Source organism: Pseudomonas sp. NY15181 (assembly GCF_048068055.1).
In the GTDB taxonomy this organism is placed as follows: domain Bacteria; phylum Pseudomonadota; class Gammaproteobacteria; order Pseudomonadales; family Pseudomonadaceae; genus Pseudomonas.
Window position 1 is genome coordinate 104,434 of the sequence record NZ_JBLUPT010000002.1, and the last position, 25,316, is coordinate 129,749.

Consider the following 25,316-nt stretch of genomic DNA (forward strand, 5'->3'; position numbering starts at 1 on the left):
CTGTGTCATCCCTTCCGGGTAAAGGCCAGAACGTGCTCGTCGGCGACCGGTTCGAGGGCCGGATGGTGCCAATCCACCACCTCGCCGACGCCGACCACCAACAGTCCCCCAGGCGCCAGCCGTTCGGCCAGGCGATTGAGGATTTCCCGCCGCCGCCAGCGGCGGAAGTAGATCAGCAGGTTCTGGCAAAAGATCACATCCATGCCGGACATTGGCGCCTGGGCCAGTTCCAGCACATTCAGCCGGGCGCAGCAGACGCGCTCGACCAGACTCGGTACCACCTGATAACGCCCGTCGTCCCGCACGCTGAAGAAGCGCTCGGTCAACGCGGGGTCGAACTCATCCAGCTTGCGTGCCGCGTACACCGCCTCGCGCGCCCGGCTCAGGGCGTTGAGGCTGATGTCGGTCCCGGTCACGCCGAACAACGGCGCGCGCCCGGCGGCCTCCAGGACCCGCGTGGCGACCATGGCGAGGGAGTATGGCTCCTCGCCGCTGGAACAGCCCACGCTCCACAAGGCCAGCGGCCGGCTCCGGCCGGCCTCTTCGAGTCGCTGGCGCAGGTAGCGCTCGAGCAGCTCGAAGGAGGGCTTGTGGCGAAAGAAACGGGTTTCCTGAACGGTGAGACGGTCCAGCAGGTTCGACCATTCCACGGCGCCGCGCGGGCCGTCGGTGACCTGCCGGTAGTAGCTGCCGTAGTCGCTGATGCCCAGTTCGCGCATGCGGGCGCCCAGGCTGGTCTGCAGGAAGGCACGGCGCTGTTCGCTGACGACAACGCCGGTACGGTCTTCCAACAGTGCCTGCCAGTCGCGGAATTCCGCGGCCGACATGTCGGCCAACGGCTGCAACGACCAGACGCCACTTGCCTGCATGTCGCGCCCCTCGCTCAAGACAATCGTGCGCTACCGCCTGGGCAGCGCACCTCCCCTGCTCAGGCCTGTTCCGCGAGGTCCGGCAGTTTGAAGCCGGATACGGAATTACGCATTTCACTCGCCATCTTCGCCAGGTTACCGATGCTGCGAGCAGTAGCGGTGGTACCGGCGGAGGTCTGCGAGGTGATCTCCTGGATCACGTTCATGGTGTTGGAAATGTGGCCGGCGGAGGACGCCTGCTGACGGGCGGCGTTGGAAATGTTCTGGATCAGCGCCGCCAGGGTCTTGGATACCTTCTCGATCTCTTCCAGGGCCACACCGGCGTCCTGCGCCAGGCGGGCACCGCGCACCACCTCGGAGGTGGTCTGTTCCATCGAGATCACCGCTTCGTTGGTGTCGGTCTGAATGGTCTTCACCAGCGCTTCGATCTGCTTGGTCGCCGCGGAGGAACGTTCCGCCAGGCGCTGTACTTCGTCCGCTACCACCGCGAAGCCGCGGCCCGCGTCGCCCGCCATGGACGCCTGGATCGCGGCGTTCAGGGCGAGGATGTTGGTCTGGTCGGCAATGTCGTTGATCAGGCTGACGATGTCACCGATCTCCTGGGACGACTCACCCAGGCGCTTGATTCGCTTGGAGGTGTCCTGGATCTGCTCGCGGATGTTGTCCATGCCGGTGATGGTGTTGTGCACCACTTCGTTGCCCTTGTTGGCAATGGCTACGGAACGTTCCGCTACCGCCGAGGACTCGGAGGCGTTCGCCGATACCTGGTCAATGGACACGGCCATTTCGTTGATCGCGGCGGAGGCGCCGGCGATTTCCTGGGCCTGGTGCTCGGAAGCCTCGGCCAGGTGCATCGCGGTGGCCTGGGTTTCCTGGGCGGCGGCGGCCACCTGCACGGCGGTCAGGTTGATGGTTTCCACCAGCTCGCGGAGCTGGTCGATGGAGTAGTTGATGGAGTCCGCGATCGCACCGGTGAAGTCCTCGGTCACGGTCGCGGCTACCGTCAGGTCACCGTCGGCGAGATCGGCGATTTCGTCGAGCAGTCGCAGAATCGCCGCCTGGTTTCGATCGTTCTTCTCGGCGGTCTCGGCCAGTCGCCGGTTGGTCTCGCGCACCATCACCAGGCCGATGAGGATGATCGCACCCAGGGCGATCACACCCAGCATGGCGCTGGCGACCTGGTTGAAGACGCGGCCCTCGGCCAGGTTTTCGAAGCCGCTGGCCAGGGTGGAAGCCTTGTCCAGCAGGACCTGCGAGCCACCGAAGATGGTGTTGGCCGCTTCACGGACCTGGAACAGTTCCGGCGAGGTCTCGAGGATCTCGTCCACGGAGCCGGAGACGAATTCGAAGAGTTCGGAAATCTCGTTGAGGCGGTCGACGGCCTCGGCGTTGGTCACCTTGGAGATGCTCATCGCCGCGTTGCCTTCCTTCATGCCCTTGAGCACGCGGCCGAACAGGCTGGCGTCACGGCCGAAGCTGTCGGCGGCCTGGACGGAGTTCTCGTCACCGGCGAGCACCTTGTTCACCGAGCCGAGGATACGTTCGGCCAGCAGCGACTGGCGCTGGGCTACCGCAACCTGGTCGGCCGGGGCGCCGTTTTCCAACAGGATGTCGACGACCTCTTCGTACTCCACCTGCAGCTGCGGGATGGTTTCGGCGAGGGTCGCGGCCACCTGGTGCAGCGACAGTACGGTCTGCTCGCTGGCCAGAATGGAGTCGGTATTCTTGCGCAGGGTGTCCCAGTCCTTCTGCACTTCCGCCATCTGCGGTTGTACGGCAGCGGGGCTGGGCGGCAGGCCGGTGGTCTCGTCACCCTTGACCAGGACGTTCCAGCGCTTCTCGAAGTCGTTGCGCGCTTCTTTCAGCAGCTTGAACGCCTCGGCCTTGCCCGCCGCCGCTTCGGTGGCGTTCTTGGCGATACGCTGGGACAGCACGCGCAGTTCGCCGGCATGGCCGATGTACTGTTTGTCGTGGTCCGCCTGGGTGTTGAGGTAAGCGAAGTTGGCGAACAGCAAGACGATCGCCACGACCAGGACTACGAAGAGTCCGAGGATCAGCGAGCTGCTACGCGTGCCCGAAAAGAGACTGCCTGCCTTGATTTTTTTCATATACGGCCCCCGCCTGGACCCCCACGCTTACGGTTTCCATGTCACAACAAGGACTGGCGAACCAGCCCAACCGGTCAAAATCTAGCTGGCGACATCGAGAAACGCCGGGTGTTGCGCCAGCGCGTGCGGGCTGAACACCAACCAGGGCTGTTCTCGATTGAAGACGCCATGAACAAAGGGTTGCAGGACCGCTTCGAGGGGCGGCAGTTGCTCGCTGAAGGTTTCCACCGGGAAGTGCTGCATGCCGAACACCTCATCGACGATGAGGCCGGCGAAGACTTCCTGATGCTCTACCACCAGCACGCGCCGCTGTTTGCGCAGAGGCGACAGCTCCGCGCCGAGGAAGCCGCACAGGTCCATGATCGGCAACAGGCGGCCGCGCACGTTGGCGACCCCCTTCACCCAGTCACGGACACCCGGCAGCAATGTATAGCGCGGCTCGTGAAGAACCTCGCCGACCTCCCCCATGGGTGCCACGAACAGGCGCCCGGCCATGCGAAAGCCAATCCCGTTCCAGCTCTGCGCCACTTCGCGCTGCGCAGGCAAGCCCGCGGCCAGCAGACGACAGCGCTGATCGATCTGGACGAGAACCTCGAAAGGACTCTGGACTTCCGCCATGCCGGCCCTGGCCTTCTTTAATAATTATGTTCTTGAAGACTTCAGCGCATGCGGACCGGCTTCAGCCGGCCAGCACCGCATTGATGGTCTTGAGCAGCGTTTCTTCGTCCACCGGCTTGGTCAGGTAGTCGCGCGCGCCCTGGCGCTTGCCCCAGACCTTGTCGGTCTCCTGGTCCTTGGTGGTAACGATGATCACCGGAATCGCGCTGGTTTCCGGGTCCTTGGACAGTTGACGGGTCGCCTGGAAGCCGTTCAGGCCGGGCATGACGATGTCCATCAGGACCACGTCCGGCTTCTCCTGGCGGGCCAGAGCCACGCCGTCGGCGCCGTTCTCGGCCTTGAGTACCTGATGCGAATGCTTTTCCAGCATTGCGGTCAGCTTGTACATCTCGGTCGGCGAGTCATCAACAATCAGAATTCGAGCCATTGTGGTCCCCATACGGAAAAGGCGTCACCGGCGGCTGGGCCGGACTTCAGGAAGCGTGCTCCACCGGGGTAAAGTCAGGCACATGGGTCTTGATCGCGCCGAGCAGTTCTTCCTTGCTGAAGGGCTTGGTGAGGTACTGGTCGGAACCGACGATGCGACCCTTGGCCTTGTCGAACAGGCCGTCCTTGGAGGACAGCATGATCACCGGCGTGGATTTGAAGGCACTGTTGTTCTTGATCAGGGCGCAGGTCTGATAGCCATCCAGGCGGGGCATCATGATATCGACGAAGATGATGCTGGGATGGGTATCGGCAATCTTGGCCAGAGCGTCGAAGCCGTCGATGGCCGTAATGACATCGCAGCCGACTTTCTTCAGCAGGGTTTCAGCGGTGCGACGAATCGTCTTGGAGTCGTCGATCACCATCACTTTCAAACCGTCGGAATGCTGTTCCATGTTCGCCCTTACCGTCTCGGTGAGTCGTTTTTCCACTTTTTATATCAGTGCGCGAGCGCCCTGCCACCGTCGGGCTGCGACCCAATCGTGGGAACCTTTTACCACAATCGTCAGAATCTTTACCACGCCCAGCAAATTCAGGCCATAAGACCCGGAACGCGCAGGCTTTTTCCTTGACCGAGCGCACATCCAGCGCCACCCTGAGCATCCTTTTTCAGCCTTTTCGACGGCGTTCTTCACCGCCCTCGTCAGTCCCCAGGAGGACATCCCATGAGCGTACGCCTCGGGATCGTGATGGACCCCATCGCGCAGATCAATTTCAAGAAGGACAGCTCGCTGGCCATGCTCCTGGCAGCCCAGGCCCGTGGCTGGGAACTGTTCTACATGGAACAGCAGGATCTTTACCAAAAGGAGAACGTGGCCCGTGGCCGCATGCGTCCCCTGAAGGTCTTCTACGATCCGGCCCACTGGTTCGAGCTGGACGCGGAAATCGACCAGCCGTTGTCGGAGCTGGATGTGATCCTGATGCGCAAGGACCCGCCCTTCGATAACGAATTCGTCTACTCCACCTACCTCCTGGAACAGGCCGAGACCGCCGGCACCCTGGTGGTGAACCGCCCGCAGAGCCTGCGCGACTGCAACGAGAAGTACTTTGCCACCCTCTTCCCGCAGTGCTCGCCGCCCACGGTGGTGAGCCGCCGGTCCGATATTCTGCGCGAGTTCGCCGCCGAGCATCGTGACATCATTCTCAAACCCCTGGACGGGATGGGCGGTTCGATGATCTTCCGCCACCGCGAAGGCGACCCGAACCTCTCGGTGATCCTCGAGACCCTGACCCTGCATGGCAAGCAGCAGGTGATGGCGCAGCGCTACATCCCGGCCATCAAGGACGGCGACAAGCGCATCCTGATGATCGACGGCGAGCCGGTGGAATACTGCCTGGCACGCATCCCGGCGCAGGGCGAGACCCGTGGCAACCTGGCCGCCGGCGGCCGTGGCGTGGCCCAGCCGCTGTCCGAGCGCGACCGCTGGATCGCAGCGCAAGTCGGCCCGGAGTTGCGCAAGCGCGGCCTGCTATTCGTCGGCCTGGACGTGATCGGCGAGAACCTCACCGAGATCAACGTCACCAGCCCGACCTGCATCCGCGAGATAGACGCGGCCTACGACACCCGTATCGGTGAGAGGCTGATGGCAGTCATCGACGAAAAGCTCAAGGCGCGCAGTGCGTCATAGACTTTTATAAGCCTCGTGGGCAGACTTTCGCCCACTTTGGCCTAGTGACCCGCAATGAACGCTGCAACCCATTCCGACTTTCCCGTGTCCTCCGGCGTACGTCCGGCGGACCGGCTGGGTTTCACCCTGTTCGTTGCGGCCATCGTGCACGTGGCCATTCTGCTCGGCGTCGGCTTCACCATGCCGATGCCCAGCATGCTGAGCAAAACCCTGGAAATCACCCTCGCCAGCTTCAAGAGCGATAAGGCGCCCGAGAAGGCCGACTACCTCGCCCAGATGCACCAGCAGGGCAGCGGCACCCTGGAACACAAGGCGATCCCCAAGACCACCGAGCAGGCGCCCTTCCAGGACACCGAGGTGAAGAAGGTCGCGCCGCCCGCCACGCCGAAGCAGGCCAAGAGCCCGGAAGCGCCCAAGACCGCGATCAGCACCCGCAGCCCGCGCCCGGACAAGGTCCAGGCCAAGCCGGAGACACCCAAGGCGGAGAACGTCGCCAAGCCCGCGCCGCAGTTCGACTCCAGCCAGTTGTCCGCGCAGATTTCCAGCCTTGAAGCCGACCTCGCCCGCGAGCAGCAGGCCTACGCCAAGCGCCCGCGCATCCACCGCCTGAGCGCCGCCTCGACCATGCGCGACAAAGGCGCCTGGTACAAGGAAGAGTGGCGCAAGAAGATCGAGCGCATCGGCAACCTCAACTACCCCGACGAGGCCCGCCGCCAGCGCATCTATGGCAGCCTGCGCCTGCTGGTTTCGATCAACCGCGACGGCTCCCTCTATGAAGTGCAGGTGCTGGAATCCTCCGGCCAGCCGACGCTTGACCAGGCCGCCCAGCGCATCGTGCGACTGGCCGCGCCCTTCGCGCCCTTCTCCGGCGATCTGAACGACATCGACCGCCTGGAAATCATCCGCACCTGGCGCTTCGAGCGCGGCGACCGCCTGTCCAGCCAGTGACCCGGTCGTGCCTGCGGCACGCAGTGGCGTTTTCAAGGCTTGTCCCTTTGGTCCGCAGGGCTGAAACTAGCTGGCATGAAAAGCACAGCCGCAAGCTCTCTCAAGCACCACTTCCTGATCGCCATGCCGCACATGGCGGACCCCAACTTTGCCCAGACCGTCACCTATATCGTCGAACACAACGAGCAGGGTGCCATGGGCCTGATCATCAACCGCCCCAGCGGCCTGAGCCTGTCCGACGTGCTCGAACAGCTGCGCCCGGACGAACTGCCGCCGGCGCGCTGCCAGGGCATGGTCATCTACAACGGCGGCCCGGTGCAGACCGACCGAGGCTTCGTCCTGCACCCGGCCGGACGCAGCTACCAGGCCACCCTGGAACTGGGCGAACTGTCGCTGTCCACCTCCCAGGATGTGCTGTTCGCCATCGCCGATGGCAGCGGCCCGGCGCAGCACCTGATCACCCTCGGCTACGCGGGCTGGGATGCCGGCCAGCTGGAAGCGGAACTCACCGACAACTCATGGCTGACCTGCCCCGCCGACCCTGCAGTGCTCTTCGAGGTGCCGGCCGAGCAACGCCTGTCCGCCGCCGCCGAGCGCCTGGGGATCAACCTCAGCCTGCTCACCGCCCAGGCCGGGCACGCCTGATGTCGAGCAAACCCCTGCGCCTGCTCCTGGGCTTCGACTACGGCACCAAACAGATCGGCGTCGCCGTCGGCCAGGCCATCACCGGCCAGGCCCGCGAACTCTGCGTACTCAAGGCGCAGAACGGCGTACCGGACTGGAACCGCGTGGAAGCCCTGATCAAGGAGTGGCAGCCCGACGCCATCGTCGTCGGCCTGCCGCTGAACATGGACGGCACTCCCAGCGACATGAGCGAGCGCGCCGAGAAATTCGCCCGCCGCCTGCATGGCCGCTACAACCTGCCGGTACACACCCACGACGAACGCCTGACCACCTACGCCGCCAAGGGCGAACGCCTGGCCCAGGGCCAGCGCGACGGCTACCGCGAGCGCCCGGTGGACGCCCTGGCCGCCGCCCTGCTGCTGGAGGGCTGGCTGGCCGAAAACGCCCCCGCCTGACCTGCGACCTGACCTGCAAAAAAGCCCCCTTGATCCATGACAGCCCCAAGGGGGGCAAAGCCGCTAAGCTTGCCGGACCAGCCCTTCCCGGAACGGTCCGCCCCGATGGCCGCCCGTGCCGGGTGGCTTCGCCAACCGAACCGGAGACGTCATGACCCTGCCCAGCCCCGCCGAACTCCTCCCCCGCATGGCCACCGACCTGCGCAACTACCTGGCGCAGCGCGGGATCGACTCGCCGCGCTTCGTCGGCATCCACACCGGCGGCATCTGGGTCGCCCAGGCATTGCTCAAGGAACTGGGCAGCGACGAGATCCTCGGCATCCTCGACGTGTCCTTCTACCGCGACGATTTCACCCGCAGCGGCCTGCACCCGCAGGTCCGTCCGTCGGAGCTGCCGTTCGAGATCGACGGCCAGCACCTGGTCCTGGTGGACGACGTGCTGATGAGCGGCCGGACCATCCGCGCCGCGCTCAACGAGCTGTTCGACTACGGCCGCCCGGCCAGCGTGACCCTGGTCTGCCTGGTGGACCTGAACAAGCGCGAACTGCCGATTCGTCCGGATGTCGTCGGCGAAACCCTGTCATTGGCACCCAATGAGCGGGTAAAATTGCGCGGTCCCGCACCACTTGTCCTCGAGCGCACGCTTCTCAGCACCGCGCTGTAACCCCGCGCGCCCGGACATCCACCACCTACCTTCAGGGCCTGCCACATGCCGACCGACGCCAAGCGCCCGCTGCAGCTCAACGACCTGGGCCAGCTGCGCCACTTCCTCTCGCTCGACGGGTTGTCCCGCGAACTGCTGACTGAAATCCTCGATACCGCCGACTCCTTCCTCGAAGTCGGCGCCCGCGCGGTGAAGAAAGTCCCGCTGCTGCGCGGCAAGACCGTGTGCAACGTGTTCTTCGAGAACTCCACGCGCACCCGCACCACCTTCGAACTGGCCGCCCAGCGCCTGTCCGCCGACGTCATCTCGCTGAACGTGTCGACTTCCTCGACCAGCAAGGGCGAGACGCTCACCGACACCCTGCGCAACCTCGAGGCCATGGCCGCCGACATGTTCGTCGTGCGCCACAGCGACTCGGGTGCCGCGCACTTCATCGCCGAGCACGTCAGCCCCAACGTCGCCGTGATCAACGGCGGCGACGGCCGCCACGGCCACCCGACCCAGGGCATGCTCGACATGCTCACCATCCGCCGCCACAAGGGCAGCTTCGAGAACCTCTCGGTGGCCATCGTCGGCGACATCCTGCACTCGCGGGTGGCGCGCTCCGACATGCTGGCGCTGAAAACCCTGGGCTGCCCGGACATCCGCGTCGTCGCCCCGCGCACCCTGCTGCCGGTGGGCCTGGAAGAGCAGTACGGCGTGAAGGTCTACACCGACGCCAACGAAGGCCTGAAGGACGTCGACGTGGTGATCATGCTGCGCCTGCAGCGCGAGCGCATGGCCGGCGGCCTGCTGCCCAGCGAAGGCGAGTTCTTCAAGCTCTACGGCCTGACCCAGAAGCGCCTGAAGCTGGCCAAGCCCGACGCCATCGTCATGCACCCCGGCCCGATCAACCGCGGCGTGGAGATCGACTCCGCCGTGGCTGACGGCGAACAGTCGGTGATCCTCAACCAGGTCACCTACGGCATCGCCATCCGCATGGCCGTGCTGTCCATGGCCATGAGCGGCCAGAACGCCCAACGCCAGCTGGAACAGGAGGACGCGCAATGACCGTCAGTATTCGTGGCGCCCACCTGATCGACCCGGCCAGCGGCCTGGACAAGGTCTGCGACCTGCACATCGAGGCCGGCAAGATCATTGCCATTGGCGATGCGCCCGAAGGCTTCCACGCCGCCCAGGAAATCGACGCCGCCGGCCTCATCGCCGCACCCGGCCTGGTGGACCTGAGCGTCGCCCTGCGCGAGCCGGGCTACAGCCGCAAGGGCAACATCGAGAGCGAAACCCGCGCCGCCGCTGCCGGTGGCGTCACCAGCCTGTGCTTCCCGCCGCACACCAAGCCGGTGCTGGACACCTCGGCGGTGGCCGAACTGATCCTCGACCGCGCCCGCGAAGCCGGCAACGCCAAGGTCTTCCCCATCGGTGCGCTCACCAAGGGCCTGGGCGGCGAGCAGCTGTCCGAACTGGTCGCCCTGCGCGACGCCGGCTGCGTGGCCTTCACCAACGGCCTGGCGCCGATGGCGAGCAACCGCGTGCTGCTGCGCTCGCTGGAATACGCGGCGACCTTCGACCTCACCGTGGTCTTCACCTCCCAGGACCACGACCTGGCCGAAGGCGGCCTCGCCCACGAAGGCCCGACCGCCAGCTTCCGTGGCCTGGCCGGCATCCCGGAGACCGCCGAGACCGTAGCCCTGGCCCGCAACCTGCTGCTGGTGGAGCAGTCCGGCGTACGCGCGCACTTCAGCCAGCTGACCAGTGCCCGTGGCGTCGAGATGATCGCCCAGGCCCAGGCCCGTGGCCTGCCGGTCACCGCCGACGTGGCGCTGTACCAGCTGATCCTCACCGACGAGGCGCTGGCGGACTTCTCCAGCCTCTACCACGTGCAACCGCCGCTGCGCTCGCGCAAGGACCGCGACGCCCTGCGCGAAGCGGTGAAGAGCGGCGTGATCCAGGCCATCGCCAGCCACCACCAGCCCCATGAGCCGGACGCGAAGAACGCCCCGTTCGCCGCCACCGACCCGGGAATCAGCAGCGTCGAGCTGCTGCTGCCGCTGGCCATGACCCTGGTGCAGGACGGCCTGCTCGACCTGCCGACCCTGCTCGCGCGCCTGTCCAGTGGCCCGGCCGCCGCGCTGCGCCTGCCGGCCGGCAAGCTGGCCGTGGGCGCCGCCGCCGACGTGGTGCTGTTCGAAGCCGACGGCCAGACCCTGGCGGGCGAAACCTGGCACTCCCGTGGCCAGAACTGCCCGTTCCTCGGCCACTGCCTGCCGGGCGTGGTGCGCTGCACCCTGGTGGACGGGCACATCGTCCACGCGGTCTGACGCCCTACCCGCCCATGAAAAAGCCCGCCGATTGGCGGGCTTTTTCATGGGGGAATCACCGTCTGCTCCGGAACGCCTCCGAACGTAGGGCGTATAACCGTTCGCGGTTATACGCCGATACACCTCGCCTAATCATCGGCGCCAAGGTCAAGCTCGAAGCACGCTGAAACCCAGGCTAATCGGCGTATAACGCGGAGCGTTATACGCCCTACGCTCCACGATCAGATCGTCGCCAACGCCTTGGCCAGATCGGCGCGCAGGTCCTCCACGTCTTCCACTCCCACCGACAACCGGACCAGCGAATCACCGATGCCCAGCTCGGCGCGATTCTCCGCAGGAATGCTGGCATGGGTCATGATCGCCGGGTGCTCGATCAGGCTTTCCACCCCGCCCAGGCTTTCCGCCAGGGCGAACAGCTTGACGTTCTCCAGGAAGCGCTTGGAGCCTGCCAGGTCGGTGTTCAGGTCCAGCGAGATCATCCCGCCGAAGCCCTTCATCTGCTTGCGCGCCAGCTCGTGCTGCGGGTGCGACGGCAGGCCGGGGTAGTAAACGCGCTTCACCTGCGGCTGCTGCTCCAGCCACTTGGCCAGGTCCAGCGCATTGGCACAGTGCCGTTCCATGCGCAGCGCCAGGGTCTTCACCCCGCGCAGGGTGAGGAAGGCGTCGAACGGGCCGGCAATGGCGCCCACCGAGTTCTGCAGGAAGCCCAGGCGCTCGGCGAGGTCGGGGTTGTCGCCGACGATGGCGATGCCGCCGATCACGTCGGAGTGCCCGTTGAGGTACTTGGTGGTGGAGTGCACGACGATGTCGAAGCCCAGGTCCAGCGGGCGCTGCACGTAGGGGCTGGCGAAGGTGTTGTCGGCCACGCAGAGGATGCCGCGCTCACGGCAGGTGCGGGCGATGGCGGCCAGATCGGTCAGGCGCAGCAGCGGGTTGCTCGGGGTTTCCACCCAGACCATGCGGGTCTTGTCGGTCAGCGCCGCCTCCAGCGCGCCGGGCTGGGCCAGGTCGGCGAAGTGGAAGTCATGCCCGGCGCTGCGCCGGCGCACCCGCTCGAACAGGCGGAAGGTGCCGCCGTACAGGTCGTTGCCGGAAACGATGTGCGAGCCGGCGTCGAGCAGCTCCAGCACCGCCGAGATGGCCGCCAGCCCGGAGGCGAAGGCGAACGCCTTGCTGCCGCCTTCCAGGTCCGCCACGCAGCGTTCCAGCGCCCAGCGCGTGGGGTTGTGCGAGCGACCGTAGTCCAGGCCCTTGTGCACGCCGGGGCTGTCCTGGCGGTAGGTGGAGTTGGCGTAGATCGGCGGCATGATCGCCCCGGTGGACGGGTCCGGCTCCTGCCCGGCGTGAATCACGCGGGTGGCGAAACCGAGGCGGTCGTGGTGCTGGCTCATGCGAGGGTCCTCCGCAAATGGTTGAGCAAATCGAATCTTGTGATCAGGCCGTGGAAGCCCGAGGCATCGGCAATGATGGCGACCAGGCCGCGCGCCAGCACGGCTTCGAGCTCCTTGAGGCTGGCGCCCGGCGCGAGGGTTTCCGGGGCGGTGCTCATGGCGCTGGCGACGTCGCTGCGAAAATGCGCCGGGTCGTCATGCACGCCCAGCAGGATGTCGGATTCGTCGATGACCCCGACCAGGCGCTGGCCTTCGAGCACCGGGAGTTGGGAGATGTCCGCCAGGCGCATGCGCTGGAAGGCGGTGAGCAGGGTGTCGCCGGGGCCGACGCTGACCACCCGGCCCTCCTCGAAACGCCGCGCGACGATGTCGCGCAGGTCGCCGTAGCGCTTGCGCTGCAGCAGGCCCTGGTCGGTCATCCATTGGTCGTTGTAGATCTTCGAGAGGTAGCGGGTGCCGGTGTCGCAAACCAGGCTGACCACCCGCTTGGGTTCGGTCTGCTCGCGGCAGAAGCGCAGCGCGGCGGCCAGCAGGGTGCCGGTGGACGAGCCGGCGGCGATGCCTTCGTTGCGCAATAGCTCGCGGGCGGTGCGGAAGCTTTCCTCATCGCTGATGGAGTAGGCATGGCGCACGCTGGAAAGGTCGGCAATCGACGGCACGAAGTCCTCGCCTATGCCCTCCACCGCCCAGGAGCCGGGTGTGCCGAGCTGACCGGAGCGCGAGTACTCGGCCATGATCGAACCCACCGGGTCGGCCAGGACCATTTCCAGCTTCGGCTGGACCTTCTGGAAGAATCGGGTCAACCCGGTCAGGGTACCGGCCGAGCCGACGCCAACCACCACGGCGTCCAGGTCATGGCCGGTCTGCGCCCAGATTTCCGGGCCGGTGCCGGTCTCGTGGGCCAGGGGGTTGGCGGGGTTGTTGAACTGGTCGGCGAAGAAGGCGTCGGGCAGTTCCCTGGCCAGCCGCGCGGCGACATCCTGGTAATACTCGGGGTGGCCCTTGCCGACGTCGGAGCGGGTGATGTGCACCTCGGCGCCCATGGCGCGCAGGTGCAGGACCTTCTCGGTGGACATCTTGTCCGGCACCACCAGCACGACGCGGTAGCCCTTCGCCCGGCCGACCAGCGCAAGCCCCAGGCCGGTGTTGCCGGCGGTAGCTTCGACTATCACGCCGCCGGGCTTCAGCCGACCGTCACGCTCGGCGGCCTCGATCATGGCGACGCCGATGCGGTCCTTGATGGAGCCGCCGGGGTTCTGCGATTCGAGCTTGAGGAACAGGGTGCAGGGTCCGGTATCGAAGCGGGTGACGCGGACCATGGGGGTGTTGCCGATCAGGTCGAGTACGGCGGGGCGGGATTCGTTGCTCATGGCAGCCACTCCTTCGGGGCGCCCCGGGGATCGCCCGGCGACGCCTGCTACTGTCCTCCTGACCTTAGGCGGGAGGCACAGGTCGCGCCAGGCGGCGCGACGAAAGAGAGCGGCTTTGGCTTTTCGTAGGAGCGAGCTTGCTCGCGCACAAACCTCGTGCCGTGCGGTTCGCGAGCAAGCTCGCTCCTACAAGAGAAGGATCAGATGCGCTGCGGCCCGTTGCGCTCGGAAATCTGGCTGTTCAGCGTCCAGAAGTCATAGAGCACGCCGATGAAAAACAGCCCGCCGGTGAACAGATAGAGAATCCCGGTGAGCCACTTGCCCATGTACATGCGATGCACGCCGAACACGCCGAGGAAGGTCAGGAGGATCCAGGCGACGTTGTAGTCCACACCACCGGCGCGGTAGCGCTGGTCCGCCGCGTCGTCCATGGAGGGGATGAGGAACAGGTCGATGATCCAGCCGATGAAGAACAGGCCGAGGGTAAAGAACCAAATGGTGCCGGTGATCGGCCGGCCATAGTAGAAGCGGTGCGAACCGGTGAAGCCGAAGATCCACAGCAGGTAGCCGATGAGCTTGCTGTGGGTGTCTGGGTTGGCGGACATGCCTTTCTCCCGTCTTGTTGCGGTACGGCCAGGATAAACGAAAAGCCCGCTCTAGGCGGGCTTCTCGGGTGCCAACTGTTCGGAAAGCAGGCTCAGCGGAAACGGCGGTTGGGATCGTCGTCGCTCATCTCCAGGGTCAGCCCCTGGGTCATGCTGGAAAGGTGGTCGGCGTCGGTTTCCGAACCCAGCTTGATCATCAGGCGCAGGTCGTTGGCCGAGTCGGCGTAGGCCAGCGCGTCTTCGTAGGTGATCTCGCCCTGGCTGTAGAGCTGGTACAGCGCCTGGTCGAAGGTCTGCATGCCCTGCTCGGTGGAGCGCTTCATCAGCGGCTTGAGCTCGTGCACTTCGCCCTTGCGGATCAGGTCGGCGGCCAGCGGGGTGTTCAGCAGCACCTCGATCACCGCGCGACGGCCCTTGCCGTCCGGGGTCGGCACCAGTTGCTGGGCGACGATGGCCTTGAGGTTCAGCGACAGGTCCATCCACACCTGGCCATGCCGGTCGGCCGGGAAGAAGTGGATGATCCGCTCCAGCGCCTGGTTGGCGTTGTTGGCGTGCAGGGTCGCCAGGCACAGGTGGCCGGTTTCGGCGAAGGCCACGGCGTGGTCCATGGTCTCGCGCGAGCGCACCTCGCCGATCATGATCACGTCCGGCGCCTGGCGCAGGGTGTTCTTCAGGGCCACTTCGAAGGAGTCGGTATCCAGCCCCACTTCGCGCTGGGTGACGATGCAGCCCTGATGCTGGTGGATGAATTCGATCGGGTCTTCGATGGAGATGATGTGGCCGGTGGAGTTCTTGTTGCGGTAGCCGATCATCGCCGCCAGCGAGGTGGACTTACCGGTACCGGTGGCACCGACGAAGATCACCAGGCCGCGCTTGGTCAGCGCCAGTTTCTTGAGGACTTCCGGAAGCTTGAGGTCTTCGATGGTCGGGATGTTGGTCTCGATGCGGCGCAGCACCATGCCCACCAGGTTGCGCTGGTAGAAGGCGCTGACGCGGAAACGGCCGACGCCACGGGCGCTGATGGCGAAGTTGCACTCGTGGTTCTCGGCGAACTCGCGGCGCTGCTGCTCGTTCATCACCGCAAGCACGGACTCGCGGGTCTGCTCCGGCGACAGCGCGGTCTTGGTCACCGGCAGCACCTTGCCATTGACCTTCATCGAAGGCGGTACGCCCGCCGTGATGAAGAGGTCGGAGGCTCCCTTTTCCACCATGAGGCGCAACAGCTTCTCGAATTCCATGATCGTTCCCGCCGGGTTCACGCTGACTGCGACAATGCTGTCGAATCACGGAGCGAGTGCGTGTGGCGCGCTCCGTGCGCCGGGCCCTAGGGGCCCGGTGGGTTTGGAACCTGCTTACGATCTCGCGAGCTAGTGCAGAACAAGGCGAAAACGGTTTAGGGAGCGGAGGGTAAATAAGCATCCCGAGACCAATTTCAACGCAGTTATGCCGACGCGCAGCAGATCGAAAGCAGGTTCTTAGAAGTTTTCCTGAATCTTGGCCTTCTCCTTGGCCGCCTCGCGGGTCACCAGGCCCTTGGCGACCAGGCCCTTCAAGCACATGTCCAGGGTCTGCATGCCGATCGCACCGCCGGTCTGGATCGCCGAGTACATCTGCGCGACCTTGTCCTCGCGGATCAGGTTACGGATCGCCGGGGTGCCGATCATGATCTCGTGGGCCGCGACACGGCCGCCGCCGATCTTCTTCAGCAGGGTCTGGGAGATCACCGACTGCAGGGATTCGGAGAGCATGGAGCGAACCATGGACTTTTCCTCGGCGGGGAACACGTCGACGATACGGTCGATGGTCTTGGCCGCGGAGGTGGTGTGCAGGGTGCCGAATACCAGGTGACCGGTTTCCGCGGCGGTCAACGCCAGGCGGATGGTCTCCAGGTCGCGCATCTCCCCCACCAGGATGATGTCCGGGTCCTCCCGCAGGGCCGAGCGCAGCGCCTCGTTGAAGCCGAGGGTGTCACGGTGCACCTCGCGCTGGTTGACCAGGCACTTCTTCGACTCGTGGACGAATTCGATCGGGTCTTCGACGGTGAGGATGTGGCTGTACTTGGTGTTGTTCAGGTAGTCGAGCATCGCCGCAAGCGAGGTGGACTTGCCCGAACCGGTCGGGCCGGTCACCAGCACCAGGCCGCGCGGCACGTCGGAAATACGTTTGAACACTTCTCCCATGCCCAGGTCCTCCATCGTGAGTACCTTGGAGGGAATGGTCCGGAACACGGCGCCGGCGCCACGGTTCTGGTTGAAGGCGTTGACACGGAAACGGGCGACCCCGGGGACTTCGAAGGAGAAGTCGGTCTCCAGGAATTCTTCGTAATCCTTGCGCTGCTTGTCGTTCATGATGTCGTAGATCAGCGCGTGGACCTGCTTGTGCTCCAGGGGCGGCAGGTTGATCCGGCGAACATCGCCATCGACGCGGATCATCGGCGGCAGACCGGCCGAGAGGTGCAGGTCCGAAGCGCCCTGCTTGGCGCTGAAGGCGAGCAGCTCGGTAATATCCATGGGACTCCCCAATCAAGAGCAAGCAGGTAGAATGCCGCAGAACTCGCAGCAGCCGGGCGGAAAAGCGACGGTAATGTCCACGATAGCAGAGAATATTGCAAAGGTTCGCGCGCGCATCCGTGAGGCGGCGCAAGCTTGCGGACGCGCCCCGGAGACAGTGCGCCTTCTGGCGGTCAGCAAGACCAAGCCGGCCGCCGCTATCCGCGAGGCCTTCGCCTGCGGATTGGCCGATTTCGGCGAGAACTACCTGCAGGAAGCCCTGGCCAAGCAGATGGAACTGGCGGACCTGGCGCTGACCTGGCACTTCATCGGCCCGATCCAGTCGAACAAGACCCGGCCGATCGCCGAACACTTCCAGTGGGTCCACTCGGTGGACCGCCTGAAGATCGCCCAGCGCCTGTCCGAGCAGCGTCCTGCGCACCTGCCGCCGCTGAACATCCTGCTGCAGGTGAACGTCAGCGGCGAGGACAGCAAGTCCGGCTGCTCCCTGGAGGAGCTGCCCGCCCTCGCCCAGGCGGTGGCGCAGCTGCCGAACCTGAAGCTGCGCGGCCTGATGGCGATTCCCGAACCGACTGAAGATGTTGCCGCACAGCACGCTGCGTTCGCCCGCCTGCGCGAGGCGATGCACGCCCTGAACCTCGGCCTGGACAGCCTGTCCATGGGCATGAGCCACGATCTCGAAGCCGCCATCGACGAAGGCGCCACCTGGGTGCGGATCGGTACCGCCCTGTTTGGCGCCCGCGACTACGGCACTTCGCACTGAATAAAGGAAGAGACTCAATGAGCAGCACCCGCATTGCCTTCATCGGCGCCGGCAACATGGCCGCCAGTCTCATCGGCGGCCTGCGCGCCAAGGGCGTCGAAGCCAGCCACATCCGCGCCAGCGACCCGGGCGCCGAGCAGCGCGCAAAGATCGCCGCCGAGCACGGCATCGAAGTCGTTGCCGACAACGCCAGCGCCGTGGCCGGCGCCGACGTGGTGGTCCTGGCGGTCAAGCCGCAGGTCATGAAGGACGTCTGCCAGGCACTCGCGCCGGCGCTTTCGGGCAACGCACTGATCGTCTCCATCGCCGCCGGCATCCCCTGCGCCAGCCTCGAACGCTGGCTGGGTGCCGTCGACGGCCAGCCGCGCGCCATCGTCCGCTGCATGCCCAACACCCCGGCGCTGGTCGGCCTGGGCGCCAGCGGCCTGTACGCCAACGCCAGCGTCAGCGCCGCCCAGCGCGAGCAGGCGCAGAAGCTGCTGAGCGCCGTCGGCATCGCCCTGTGGCTGGATGCGGAGAAGCAGATCGACGCGGTCACCGCCGTTTCCGGCAGCGGCCCGGCCTACTTCTTCCTGCTGATGGAGGCCATGACCGCCGCCGGCGAGAAGCTCGGCCTGTCCCGCGAGGTCGCCGGCCAGCTGGCCCGCCAGACCGCCCTGGGCGCCGCGCAGATGGCCACCACCAGCGACGTCGAGCCGGCCGAACTGCGCCGCCGCGTGACCTCGCCCAATGGCACCACCGAAGCTGCCATCAAGACTTTCCAGGCCAACGGTTTCGAAGCGCTGGTAGCGAAGGCGGTAGGCGCCGCCGACCATCGCTCCGCCGAGCTGGCCGAACAACTGGGTCAATGACAAGGAGCCCTCAATGACCGGTCTTTCCACCGCCGCCATCTACGTCATCCAGACCCTCGGCAGCCTGTACCTGCTGATCGTCCTGCTGCGCTTCATCCTGCAACTGGTGCGCGCCGACTTCTACAATCCGCTCAGCCAGTTCATCGTACGAGCCACCAAGCCGCTGCTGAACCCGCTGCGCAAGATCATCCCCGGCTTCGGTGGCGTCGATTTCGCCTCGCTGGTGTTGGCCATCCTGGTTCAGCTGGTGCTGATGATCGTCACCCTGACCCTGATGGGTTACGGCGTCGGCGGTTACATCCTGCAGCTGCTGGTGTGGTCGGTGATCGCGGTGACCTCGCTGTTCCTCAAGGTGTTCTTCTTCGCCCTGATCATCAGCGTGATCCTCTCCTGGGTCGCCCCGGGCAGCTACAACCCGGGCGCCCAACTGGTGAACCAGATCTGCGAGCCGTTCCTGGCGCCGTTCCGCAAGCTGCTGCCGAACCTGGGCGGGCTGGATATCTCGCCGATCTTCGCCTTCATCGCGCTGAAGCTGATCGACATGCTGGTGATCGGCAACCTGGCAGCAATGACCGGGATGCCGCAGATCCTCAGCCCCTTCATGTGAGTCGGGCGTGCCCTTCTACCACTGGGACGGCGAGGACCTGATCCTCGATTGCCACCTGCAACCCAAGGCGAGCCGCGACGAGTTCGCCGGGTTGCACGGTGAGCGCCTGAAGATCCGCCTCACCGCACCGCCCGTGGAAGGCAAGGCCAACGCCCACCTGCTGGCGTTCCTCGGCAAGGCCTTCGGCGTCCCCAAGAGCCAGGTGAAACTGGAAAGCGGCGAACTGAACCGGCAGAAGCGGGTGCGTATTCCGAAACCCTCGAAGCTCCCGGAAGAGCTGGGGATTACCGCTCGGTAGCCTTGGCCGACCTTACACGCGGTATTGTTATGAAGGCCAATTGACGCTATTGCGCGTCATCGCATAATTCGGGGTATTCATCATCCCCGCGCAGGACGCGCCAGCCTAAGGAACGCCTGAATGAGCATGGAGCGTCTCAGTCAGCAGATCGATGCCTACGTCACCTGGAAGCGGGAGCTGGTCCGGGAGATCACCCGTTATCGCAGCCTGCTGGAGCGTTGCCGGCTGAACACGCCGGACATCGAGAGCCGCCTGGAACGCACCCTGCGCCTGCTGCGCATCGACCACATTACCCTGGCCTTCGTCGGCGAGTATTCGCGCGGCAAGACCGAGCTGATCAACAGCCTGTTCTTCGCAGGCTACGGCCGCCGCATGCTGCCGTCCCAGGCCGGGCGCACCACCATGTGCCCCACCGAGCTGTTCTTCGACCCACGCTCGGAGCGTCCCTATATCCGCCTGCTGCCGATCGAGACCCGCGTGGCCGACGCAAGCGTCGCGCAGTTCAAGCGCATTCCACGGCACTGGGTGAACATTCCGCTGGATACCTCCGACCCGGCCAACATGGCCCTGGCCTTCGCCCAGGTCGCCAAGACCAAACCGCTGCCGGTGGAACAGGCGATCCAGCTGGGCTTCCACCCGGACATGCTGGAAGCCACCGACAAGCCCGGCATCGTCCTGGTGCCGGCCTGGCGCCACGCGCTGGTCAACTTCGACCACCCGCTGCTGCGCCAGGGCCTTCGCATCCTCGATACCCCCGGCCTGAACGCGCTGGGCAGCGAGCCCGAACTCACGCTGTCGATGCTGCCCGCCGCCCAGTCGATCCTCTTCCTGCTGGCCGCGGACACCGGTGTCACCGCCTCTGACATGGCGATCTGGCAGAACCACATCCGCCAGCTGGGCGAGGACAGCCACACCACGCTCTATGCGGTGCTGAACAAGATCGACGTGCTGTGGGACGACCTCGCCGGCGAAAGCTTCGTGCAGAACGCCATCCGCCAGATCCAGGACGCCACCGCGCGCCAGCTGGGCATCGCCCGTCGCGACGTGCTGCCGCTGTCGGCCAAGCAGGGGCTGCTGGCCAAGGTACGCGGCGACCGCGAGCTGCTGGCCCGCAGCCAGATGGAAAGCCTGGAGGACCTGCTCTGCGAACGCATTGTCGCGCAGAAGGAACACCTGCTCGAAAGCGCCGTGGTCGGCCAGGTACTGGCGCTGGTGAACAACACCCAGCACACCCTGCGCGTGCGCCTGGAGAAGGTGAAGGAGCAGCACGCGCTGCTCGACAGCCAGCAACACGACAGCGGCCAACTGCTGTTCGAGCTGACCGCCAGGACCAAGGAAGACCACAGCCTGCATCACAAGCGCCTGCTGAACCTGAAGACCAACCAGCGCCTGCTGCGTCACCAGGGCGAACAGCTACGCGAGGCGCTGCACCCCGAGCGACTGGAGCTGCACCTGAAGCGGGTCCACCACAAGCTGCGGGGCAGTTGGACCACTTTGGGCATCAACCAGGCAATCCTGCACTTCTTCCACACCGTGGAGGACGACCTGGTCGGTCTGCACCACGAGGCCGAGGCGGCCAACCGCATGGTCGCGGCCATCTACCTTCGGCACAACCAGGAAAACCCGCTCAACGCCCTGGACGCTCCGCAGTTCCGCGTCGAGCGCTACCTGAACGAGCTGGCCAAGCTGCAGGCCAAGGCCGACAGCTTCCGCCTGCACCTCAAGACCCTGCTCACCGAACAGCGCACCCTCACCCGGCGCTTCTTCGCCACCGTGGCCCAGGAAGTCATCGGCCTGCACCTGCGCCTGCGCGAGGAGGCCGAGCAGTGGGCCACCGATGCGCTGATGCCGCTGATGCAGTACAGCCTGGAGCACAAGCAGCTGCTGGAAACCCACATGCTGCGGCTCAAGGCGCTGGCCCTGGAAACTCAGCAGGCTCGGCAGCGTTCGCTGCTCCTGGGGCGCTATACCGACGAGCTGGAAAAGCAGCTCGTCGAGGCCTCCGACATCCTCCGCCAGCTGCGTCGCCCCTCGCCGCTGCACCGCCAGGCCAAGGTCGTCACCCTGCCCGGCTCGCAGCGCGCCTGAACCCCGCCCCGGCGCTTGCCGCTAGGGGCGGCGCTCTTTAGACTGGCCCTCCTTTTTTATTCTTGAGCTGGGTCGATGCCAACAGTCTTCCCCGAAGATTCCGTCGGTCTGGTCTCGCCCCAGACGCTGCAGTTCAGCGAGCCGCTGCCCCTGGCCTGCGGCAAGACGCTGCCCGAATACCAGCTGGTGATCGAGACCTACGGCGAGCTTAACGCCACGGCGAGCAACGCCGTGCTGATCTGCCACGCCCTGTCCGGCCACCACCACGCCGCCGGCTACCACAGCAGCGAAGACCGCAAGCCGGGCTGGTGGGACAGCTGCATCGGCCCCGGCAAGCCCATCGATACCCGCAAGTTCTTCGTCGTCTCGCTGAACAACCTCGGCGGCTGCAACGGTTCCACCGGGCCGACCTGCCTCAATCCGGCCACCGGCAAGGTCTATGGCGCGGACTTCCCCGTGGTCACCGTGGAAGACTGGGTGCACAGTCAGGCGCGCCTGGCCGATCGCCTGGGCATTGCCCAGTGGGCGGCGGTGATCGGCGGCAGCCTTGGCGGCATGCAGGCCCTGCAATGGACCATCAGCTACCCCGAGCGCGTGCGCCACTGCCTGTGCATCGCCAGCGCGCCCAAGCTGTCGGCGCAGAACATCGCCTTCAACGAAGTGGCACGCCAGGCGATCCTCTCCGACCCGGAGTTCTTCGGCGGCCATTTCCAGGAACACGACGTGATTCCCCGACGCGGCCTGAGCCTGGCACGGATGGTCGGGCACATCACCTATCTCTCCGATGACGCCATGGGAGCCAAGTTCGGCCGCGACATGAAGTCGGAGAAGCTCAACTACGACCTGCACAGTGTCGAGTTCCAGGTGGAAAGCTACCTGCGCTACCAGGGCGAGGAATTCTCCACCCGCTTCGATGCCAACACCTACCTGCTGATGACCAAGGCACTGGACTACTTCGATCCGGCCGCGGCCCACGGCGGCGACCTGGCGCGAACCCTGGCCGGAGTGAAGGCGGACTTCTGCCTCATGTCCTTCACCACCGACTGGCGCTTCTCCCCGGCGCGCTCGCGGGAAATCGTCGACGCCCTACTGGCGGCGAAGAAGAACGTCAGTTATCTGGAAATCGACGCACCGCAAGGTCACGACGCCTTCCTGATACCGATTCCACGCTACCTGCAAGCCTTTGGCGGTTACATGAACCGCATCAGCGTATAAGAAGGAACGCCATGCGCGCCGACCTGGACATCATCCAAGACTGGATCCCCGCCGGCAGCCGGGTACTCGACCTGGGCTGCGGCGACGGCGAACTGCTCGCCTGGCTGCGTGACCACAAGCAGGTCAGCGGCTACGGCCTGGAGATCGACGCCGAAAAAATCGCCAAGTGCATCGAACGCGGCGTCAACGTCATCGAACAGGATCTGGACAAGGGCCTGGGCAACTTCGCCAGCAACAGTTTCGACGTGGTGGTGATGACCCAGTCCCTGCAGGCCCTGCGCTACCCGGACAAAGTGCTGGCGGAAATGCTGCGGGTGGGCAAGACCTGCATCATCACCTTCCCCAACTTCGGCCACTGGCGCTGCCGCTGGTACCTCGCGCGCAACGGTCGCATGCCGGTGTCGGACTTCCTTCCGTACACTTGGTACAACACGCCGAACATTCACTTCTGCACCTTCCGCGACTTCGAAGCCCTGTGCCGGCAGTTGCAGGTGAAGGTTCTCGACCATCTGGCGGTGGACCGCGAGCATCAGCATGGCTGGGCGTCGCGAATCTGGCCTAATCTGTTGGGTGAGATCGGTATCTACCGGGTCAGTGGCCCTGGCGTACAGGACCATCGCATCGCCGTCTGATCGACCCCAGGAGAATTATCATGCGCCGCCTGCTCACCCTCATCGCCTGCCTGGTCCTCGCCCTGCCCGCCTTCGCCGAACAGGTCAAGCGCCTGGGCGACCTCCAGGTCCACTACAGCGTGTTCAACTCCAGCTTCCTCCAGCCCAAGGTCGCGCAGGCCGTGGGCGTGGTGCGCAGCAAGGCCCAGGGCGTGGTCAACATCGTGCCGCTGGACGCCAATGGGAAGCCGGCCAACGCCACCGTGGCCGGCAGTGCGAAGAACCTGATGGGCCAGGTAATCCCCCTGACCTTCAAGCGCGTGGTCGAGGAAGGCGCCGTCTACAACCTGGCGCAGTTCCCCATCGAAGGCCGCGAAACCCTGACCTTCACCATCCAGGTCCAGTCCGGAGGCGGAGCTCCGCAGAGCTTCGACTTCATGCAGGAAATCTTCCCCGACGAATGATCAAGCTCGAACAACTGGTGCTGGCCAGTCACAACGCCGGCAAGCTCAAGGAACTCCAGGCCATGCTCGGCGCCCACGTGAAGGTGCGCTCGATCGGTGAGTTCAGTGATGTGGAGCCGGAAGAAACCGGTCTGTCCTTCGTCGAGAACGCCATCCTCAAGGCTCGCAACGCGGCACGCATCTCCGGCCTGCCGGCGCTGGCCGACGACTCGGGCCTGGCAGTGGACTACCTCGGCGGTGCGCCGGGCATCTATTCCGCGCGCTATGCCGACGGCAAGGGCGACGCGGCAAACAACGCCAAGCTGCTGGACGCCCTCAAGGACGCGCCGGACGAAGAGCGCGGCGCCCGATTCGTCAGCGTGCTGGCCCTGGTCCGCCACGCCGATGACCCGCTACCGATCCTCTGCGAAGGCCTCTGGGAAGGCAGCATCCTGCGCGAAGCCCGCGGCGAGCACGGTTTCGGCTACGACCCGCTGTTCTGGGTGCCGGAAGCCAACTGCTCCAGCGCCGAACTGCCGCCGCAGCAGAAGAACCAGCTCAGCCACCGCGCCCGCGCGATGGCCCTGCTGAAGCAGCGGCTGAGTCTATGAGCCAGGCAGGAAGCCACGGGCTCGACGCCGGGCCGGTGGTTTCCGGCTTCCGCCTGCCGCCGCTGTCCGCGTACGTGCACATCCCCTGGTGCGTACGCAAATGCCCCTATTGCGACTTCAACTCCCACGCCGCCGGGCCGGAGCTGCCGGAAGACGCCTACGTCGAGGCGCTGCTGGCTGACCTCGCCGCTGACGGCGCGCATGTACACGGCCGCAAGCTGACCTCGATCTTCTTCGGCGGCGGCACGCCCAGCCTGTTTTCCGCCAGCGCATTGGGCCGCATCCTCGAAGGACTGGAAAAGCAGGTCGGCTTCGAGGACGACATCGAGATCACCCTGGAAGCCAACCCCGGTACTTTCGAGCAGGCCAAGTTCGCTGACTACCGAAAGCTCGGCATCAATCGCCTGTCCATCGGCGTGCAGAGCTTCCAGGCGGCCAAGCTCAAGGCGCTGGGTCGCATCCATGACGGTGACGAAGCCGTACGCGCCGCCGACATGGCCCGCCGCGCCGGCTTCGACAACTTCAACCTGGACCTTATGCACGGCCTGCCGGATCAGAGTGTCGCCGATGCCCTGGGCGACCTGCGGCAGGCCATCGCCCTGGCGCCGACGCACCTGTCCTGGTACCAACTGACCATGGAGCCGAACACGGTGTTCTGGAGCCAGCCGCCGGAGCTGCCCGAGGACGATCAGTTGTGGGAAATCCAGGAAGCCGGCCAGGCCCTGCTCGCGCAAGCGGGCTACGCGCAGTACGAAACCTCCGCCTATGCCCGTGACGGCAAGCCCGCGCGGCACAACCTGAACTACTGGACCTTCGGCGACTTCCTCGGCATCGGCGCCGGCGCACACGCCAAGCTGAGCACCCCGCAAGGCCGCATCCTGCGCACCTGGAAGACCCGCCTGCCGAAGGACTACCTGAACCCGGAGAAGCCCTTCCAGGCCGGCGAGCGGGACCTGGAAGCGGATGACCTGCCCTTCGAGTTCATGATGAACGCCCTGCGCCTGACCGACGGCGTTCCAGCAGCGACCTTCACCGAGCGCACCGGCCTGCCGCTGGCCGCCATCGACGAAGCCTGCCGGCAAGCACGCAAGGACGGACTGCTGGTCGACGACCCGCTGCGCCTGGCCCCGACCGAGCGCGGACAGCTGTTCCTCAACGACCTGCTGCAGCGTTTCCTGCCCTGAGTCCATTGTTCAAGTACGGGCCGGGCGGCGCTGTCGTCGCCCGCCGTGTAC

Annotated in this window: 27 protein-coding genes; 17 read left to right on the forward strand and 10 right to left on the reverse strand. The window is 65.6% G+C overall.

The genetic code is table 11. The features are described 5' to 3' along the window. Positions 1–5: 5 nt before the first annotated feature. The 5 genes from ACNFBT_RS05905 to pilG form a co-directional block, all read right to left on the reverse strand. Complete coding sequence (locus ACNFBT_RS05905; RefSeq protein WP_416747374.1) at positions 6–869, reverse strand: CheR family methyltransferase; 864 nt, start codon at positions 867–869, stop codon at positions 6–8. 59 nt (positions 870–928) lie between these two features. Beyond that, positions 929–2,977: a methyl-accepting chemotaxis protein gene (locus ACNFBT_RS05910; protein ID WP_416747376.1), complete on the reverse strand. Its 2,049-nt coding sequence runs from the start codon at positions 2,975–2,977 to the stop codon at positions 929–931. Between the two features lie 81 nt (positions 2,978–3,058). Next, entirely contained in the window at positions 3,059–3,595 is a 537-nt protein-coding gene (locus ACNFBT_RS05915; RefSeq protein ID WP_416747378.1) for a chemotaxis protein CheW, read from the reverse strand. 61 nt (positions 3,596–3,656) lie between these two features. Next, positions 3,657–4,022: a twitching motility response regulator PilH gene (gene pilH, locus ACNFBT_RS05920; protein ID WP_009615257.1), complete on the reverse strand. Its 366-nt coding sequence runs from the start codon at positions 4,020–4,022 to the stop codon at positions 3,657–3,659. A gap of 46 nt (positions 4,023–4,068) precedes the next feature. Next, on the reverse strand, positions 4,069–4,476 hold the full coding sequence (gene pilG, locus ACNFBT_RS05925; protein ID WP_015475142.1) for a twitching motility response regulator PilG: 408 nt from the start codon (positions 4,474–4,476) through the stop codon (positions 4,069–4,071). Between the two features lie 270 nt (positions 4,477–4,746). Between pilG and gshB the strand changes: the two genes are divergently transcribed. The 7 genes from gshB to ACNFBT_RS05960 all read left to right on the forward strand — a co-directional run bounded on the left by gshB (position 4,747) and on the right by ACNFBT_RS05960 (position 10,718). Next, positions 4,747–5,709 carry a glutathione synthase gene (gene gshB / locus ACNFBT_RS05930; RefSeq protein ID WP_416747382.1) on the forward strand — a complete coding sequence of 321 codons (963 nt, stop codon included), beginning with the start codon at positions 4,747–4,749 and terminating at the stop codon, positions 5,707–5,709. A 54-nt stretch (positions 5,710–5,763) separates the two neighbouring features. Then, entirely contained in the window at positions 5,764–6,657 is an 894-nt protein-coding gene (locus ACNFBT_RS05935) for a TonB family protein (RefSeq protein ID WP_416747384.1), read from the forward strand. A gap of 75 nt (positions 6,658–6,732) precedes the next feature. Further along, positions 6,733–7,302, forward strand: coding sequence for a YqgE/AlgH family protein (locus ACNFBT_RS05940; RefSeq protein ID WP_416747386.1), 570 nt, complete (start codon positions 6,733–6,735; stop codon positions 7,300–7,302). Further along, complete coding sequence (gene ruvX, locus ACNFBT_RS05945) at positions 7,299–7,736, forward strand: Holliday junction resolvase RuvX (protein WP_088416421.1); 438 nt, start codon at positions 7,299–7,301, stop codon at positions 7,734–7,736. The genes ACNFBT_RS05940 and ruvX overlap by 4 nt, the downstream gene beginning before the upstream one ends. A 151-nt stretch (positions 7,737–7,887) precedes the next feature. Next, positions 7,888–8,400 carry a bifunctional pyr operon transcriptional regulator/uracil phosphoribosyltransferase PyrR gene (gene pyrR, locus ACNFBT_RS05950; RefSeq protein ID WP_207887068.1) on the forward strand — a complete coding sequence of 171 codons (513 nt, stop codon included), beginning with the start codon at positions 7,888–7,890 and terminating at the stop codon, positions 8,398–8,400. A 45-nt stretch (positions 8,401–8,445) separates the two neighbouring features. Continuing rightward, positions 8,446–9,450 carry an aspartate carbamoyltransferase catalytic subunit gene (locus ACNFBT_RS05955; protein WP_416747388.1) on the forward strand — a complete coding sequence of 335 codons (1,005 nt, stop codon included), beginning with the start codon at positions 8,446–8,448 and terminating at the stop codon, positions 9,448–9,450. After that, positions 9,447–10,718, forward strand: coding sequence for a dihydroorotase (locus ACNFBT_RS05960; RefSeq protein WP_416747390.1), 1,272 nt, complete (start codon positions 9,447–9,449; stop codon positions 10,716–10,718). The genes ACNFBT_RS05955 and ACNFBT_RS05960 overlap by 4 nt, the downstream gene beginning before the upstream one ends. A 221-nt stretch (positions 10,719–10,939) precedes the next feature. Here ACNFBT_RS05960 and ACNFBT_RS05965 read toward each other — a convergent pair whose 3' ends face one another. The 5 genes from ACNFBT_RS05965 to pilT form a co-directional block, all read right to left on the reverse strand. Continuing rightward, positions 10,940–12,109 carry a cystathionine gamma-synthase gene (locus ACNFBT_RS05965; RefSeq protein ID WP_416747392.1) on the reverse strand — a complete coding sequence of 390 codons (1,170 nt, stop codon included), beginning with the start codon at positions 12,107–12,109 and terminating at the stop codon, positions 10,940–10,942. Further along, complete coding sequence (locus ACNFBT_RS05970; RefSeq protein ID WP_416747394.1) at positions 12,106–13,479, reverse strand: pyridoxal-phosphate dependent enzyme; 1,374 nt, start codon at positions 13,477–13,479, stop codon at positions 12,106–12,108. Before ACNFBT_RS05970 ends, ACNFBT_RS05965 begins: the two co-directional genes overlap by 4 nt. 200 nt (positions 13,480–13,679) lie before the next feature. After that, positions 13,680–14,084 carry an NINE protein gene (locus ACNFBT_RS05975; protein ID WP_416747396.1) on the reverse strand — a complete coding sequence of 135 codons (405 nt, stop codon included), beginning with the start codon at positions 14,082–14,084 and terminating at the stop codon, positions 13,680–13,682. 92 nt (positions 14,085–14,176) lie between these two features. Next, positions 14,177–15,322: a type IV pilus ATPase PilU gene (gene pilU / locus ACNFBT_RS05980; protein WP_416747398.1), complete on the reverse strand. Its 1,146-nt coding sequence runs from the start codon at positions 15,320–15,322 to the stop codon at positions 14,177–14,179. A 237-nt stretch (positions 15,323–15,559) separates the two neighbouring features. Beyond that, a complete protein-coding gene (pilT, locus tag ACNFBT_RS05985; protein WP_416747400.1) occupies positions 15,560–16,594 on the reverse strand; it encodes a type IV pilus twitching motility protein PilT in 1,035 nt (344 codons plus the stop codon). 73 nt (positions 16,595–16,667) lie between these two features. On the opposite strand from pilT, the gene ACNFBT_RS05990 reads away from it, so the two are divergent. The 10 genes from ACNFBT_RS05990 (at position 16,668) to hemW (ending at position 25,265) form a co-directional block, all read left to right on the forward strand. Next, complete coding sequence (locus ACNFBT_RS05990) at positions 16,668–17,357, forward strand: YggS family pyridoxal phosphate-dependent enzyme (RefSeq protein ID WP_416747403.1); 690 nt, start codon at positions 16,668–16,670, stop codon at positions 17,355–17,357. A gap of 17 nt (positions 17,358–17,374) precedes the next feature. Then, positions 17,375–18,208, forward strand: coding sequence for a pyrroline-5-carboxylate reductase (gene proC, locus ACNFBT_RS05995; RefSeq protein WP_416747405.1), 834 nt, complete (start codon positions 17,375–17,377; stop codon positions 18,206–18,208). A gap of 13 nt (positions 18,209–18,221) precedes the next feature. Continuing rightward, entirely contained in the window at positions 18,222–18,815 is a 594-nt protein-coding gene (locus ACNFBT_RS06000) for a YggT family protein (RefSeq protein WP_416747407.1), read from the forward strand. A 7-nt stretch (positions 18,816–18,822) separates the two neighbouring features. Continuing rightward, entirely contained in the window at positions 18,823–19,113 is a 291-nt protein-coding gene (locus ACNFBT_RS06005) for a DUF167 domain-containing protein (protein ID WP_275609791.1), read from the forward strand. A gap of 120 nt (positions 19,114–19,233) precedes the next feature. Further along, complete coding sequence (locus tag ACNFBT_RS06010; protein ID WP_416747409.1) at positions 19,234–21,201, forward strand: dynamin family protein; 1,968 nt, start codon at positions 19,234–19,236, stop codon at positions 21,199–21,201. A 75-nt stretch (positions 21,202–21,276) separates the two neighbouring features. Further along, positions 21,277–22,416, forward strand: coding sequence for a homoserine O-succinyltransferase MetX (gene metX / locus ACNFBT_RS06015; protein ID WP_416747411.1), 1,140 nt, complete (start codon positions 21,277–21,279; stop codon positions 22,414–22,416). An 11-nt stretch (positions 22,417–22,427) separates the two neighbouring features. Continuing rightward, a complete protein-coding gene (gene metW / locus ACNFBT_RS06020) occupies positions 22,428–23,048 on the forward strand; it encodes a methionine biosynthesis protein MetW (RefSeq protein WP_416747413.1) in 621 nt (206 codons plus the stop codon). 20 nt (positions 23,049–23,068) lie between these two features. After that, positions 23,069–23,491, forward strand: a complete 423-nt coding sequence (locus ACNFBT_RS06025; RefSeq protein WP_416747415.1) for a DUF4426 domain-containing protein — start codon at positions 23,069–23,071, stop codon at positions 23,489–23,491. Then, positions 23,488–24,081, forward strand: coding sequence for an RdgB/HAM1 family non-canonical purine NTP pyrophosphatase (rdgB, locus tag ACNFBT_RS06030; RefSeq protein WP_416747417.1), 594 nt, complete (start codon positions 23,488–23,490; stop codon positions 24,079–24,081). The genes ACNFBT_RS06025 and rdgB overlap by 4 nt, the downstream gene beginning before the upstream one ends. Continuing rightward, on the forward strand, positions 24,078–25,265 hold the full coding sequence (gene hemW / locus ACNFBT_RS06035; RefSeq protein WP_416747419.1) for a radical SAM family heme chaperone HemW: 1,188 nt from the start codon (positions 24,078–24,080) through the stop codon (positions 25,263–25,265). Before rdgB ends, hemW begins: the two co-directional genes overlap by 4 nt. Positions 25,266–25,316 lie beyond the last annotated feature (51 nt).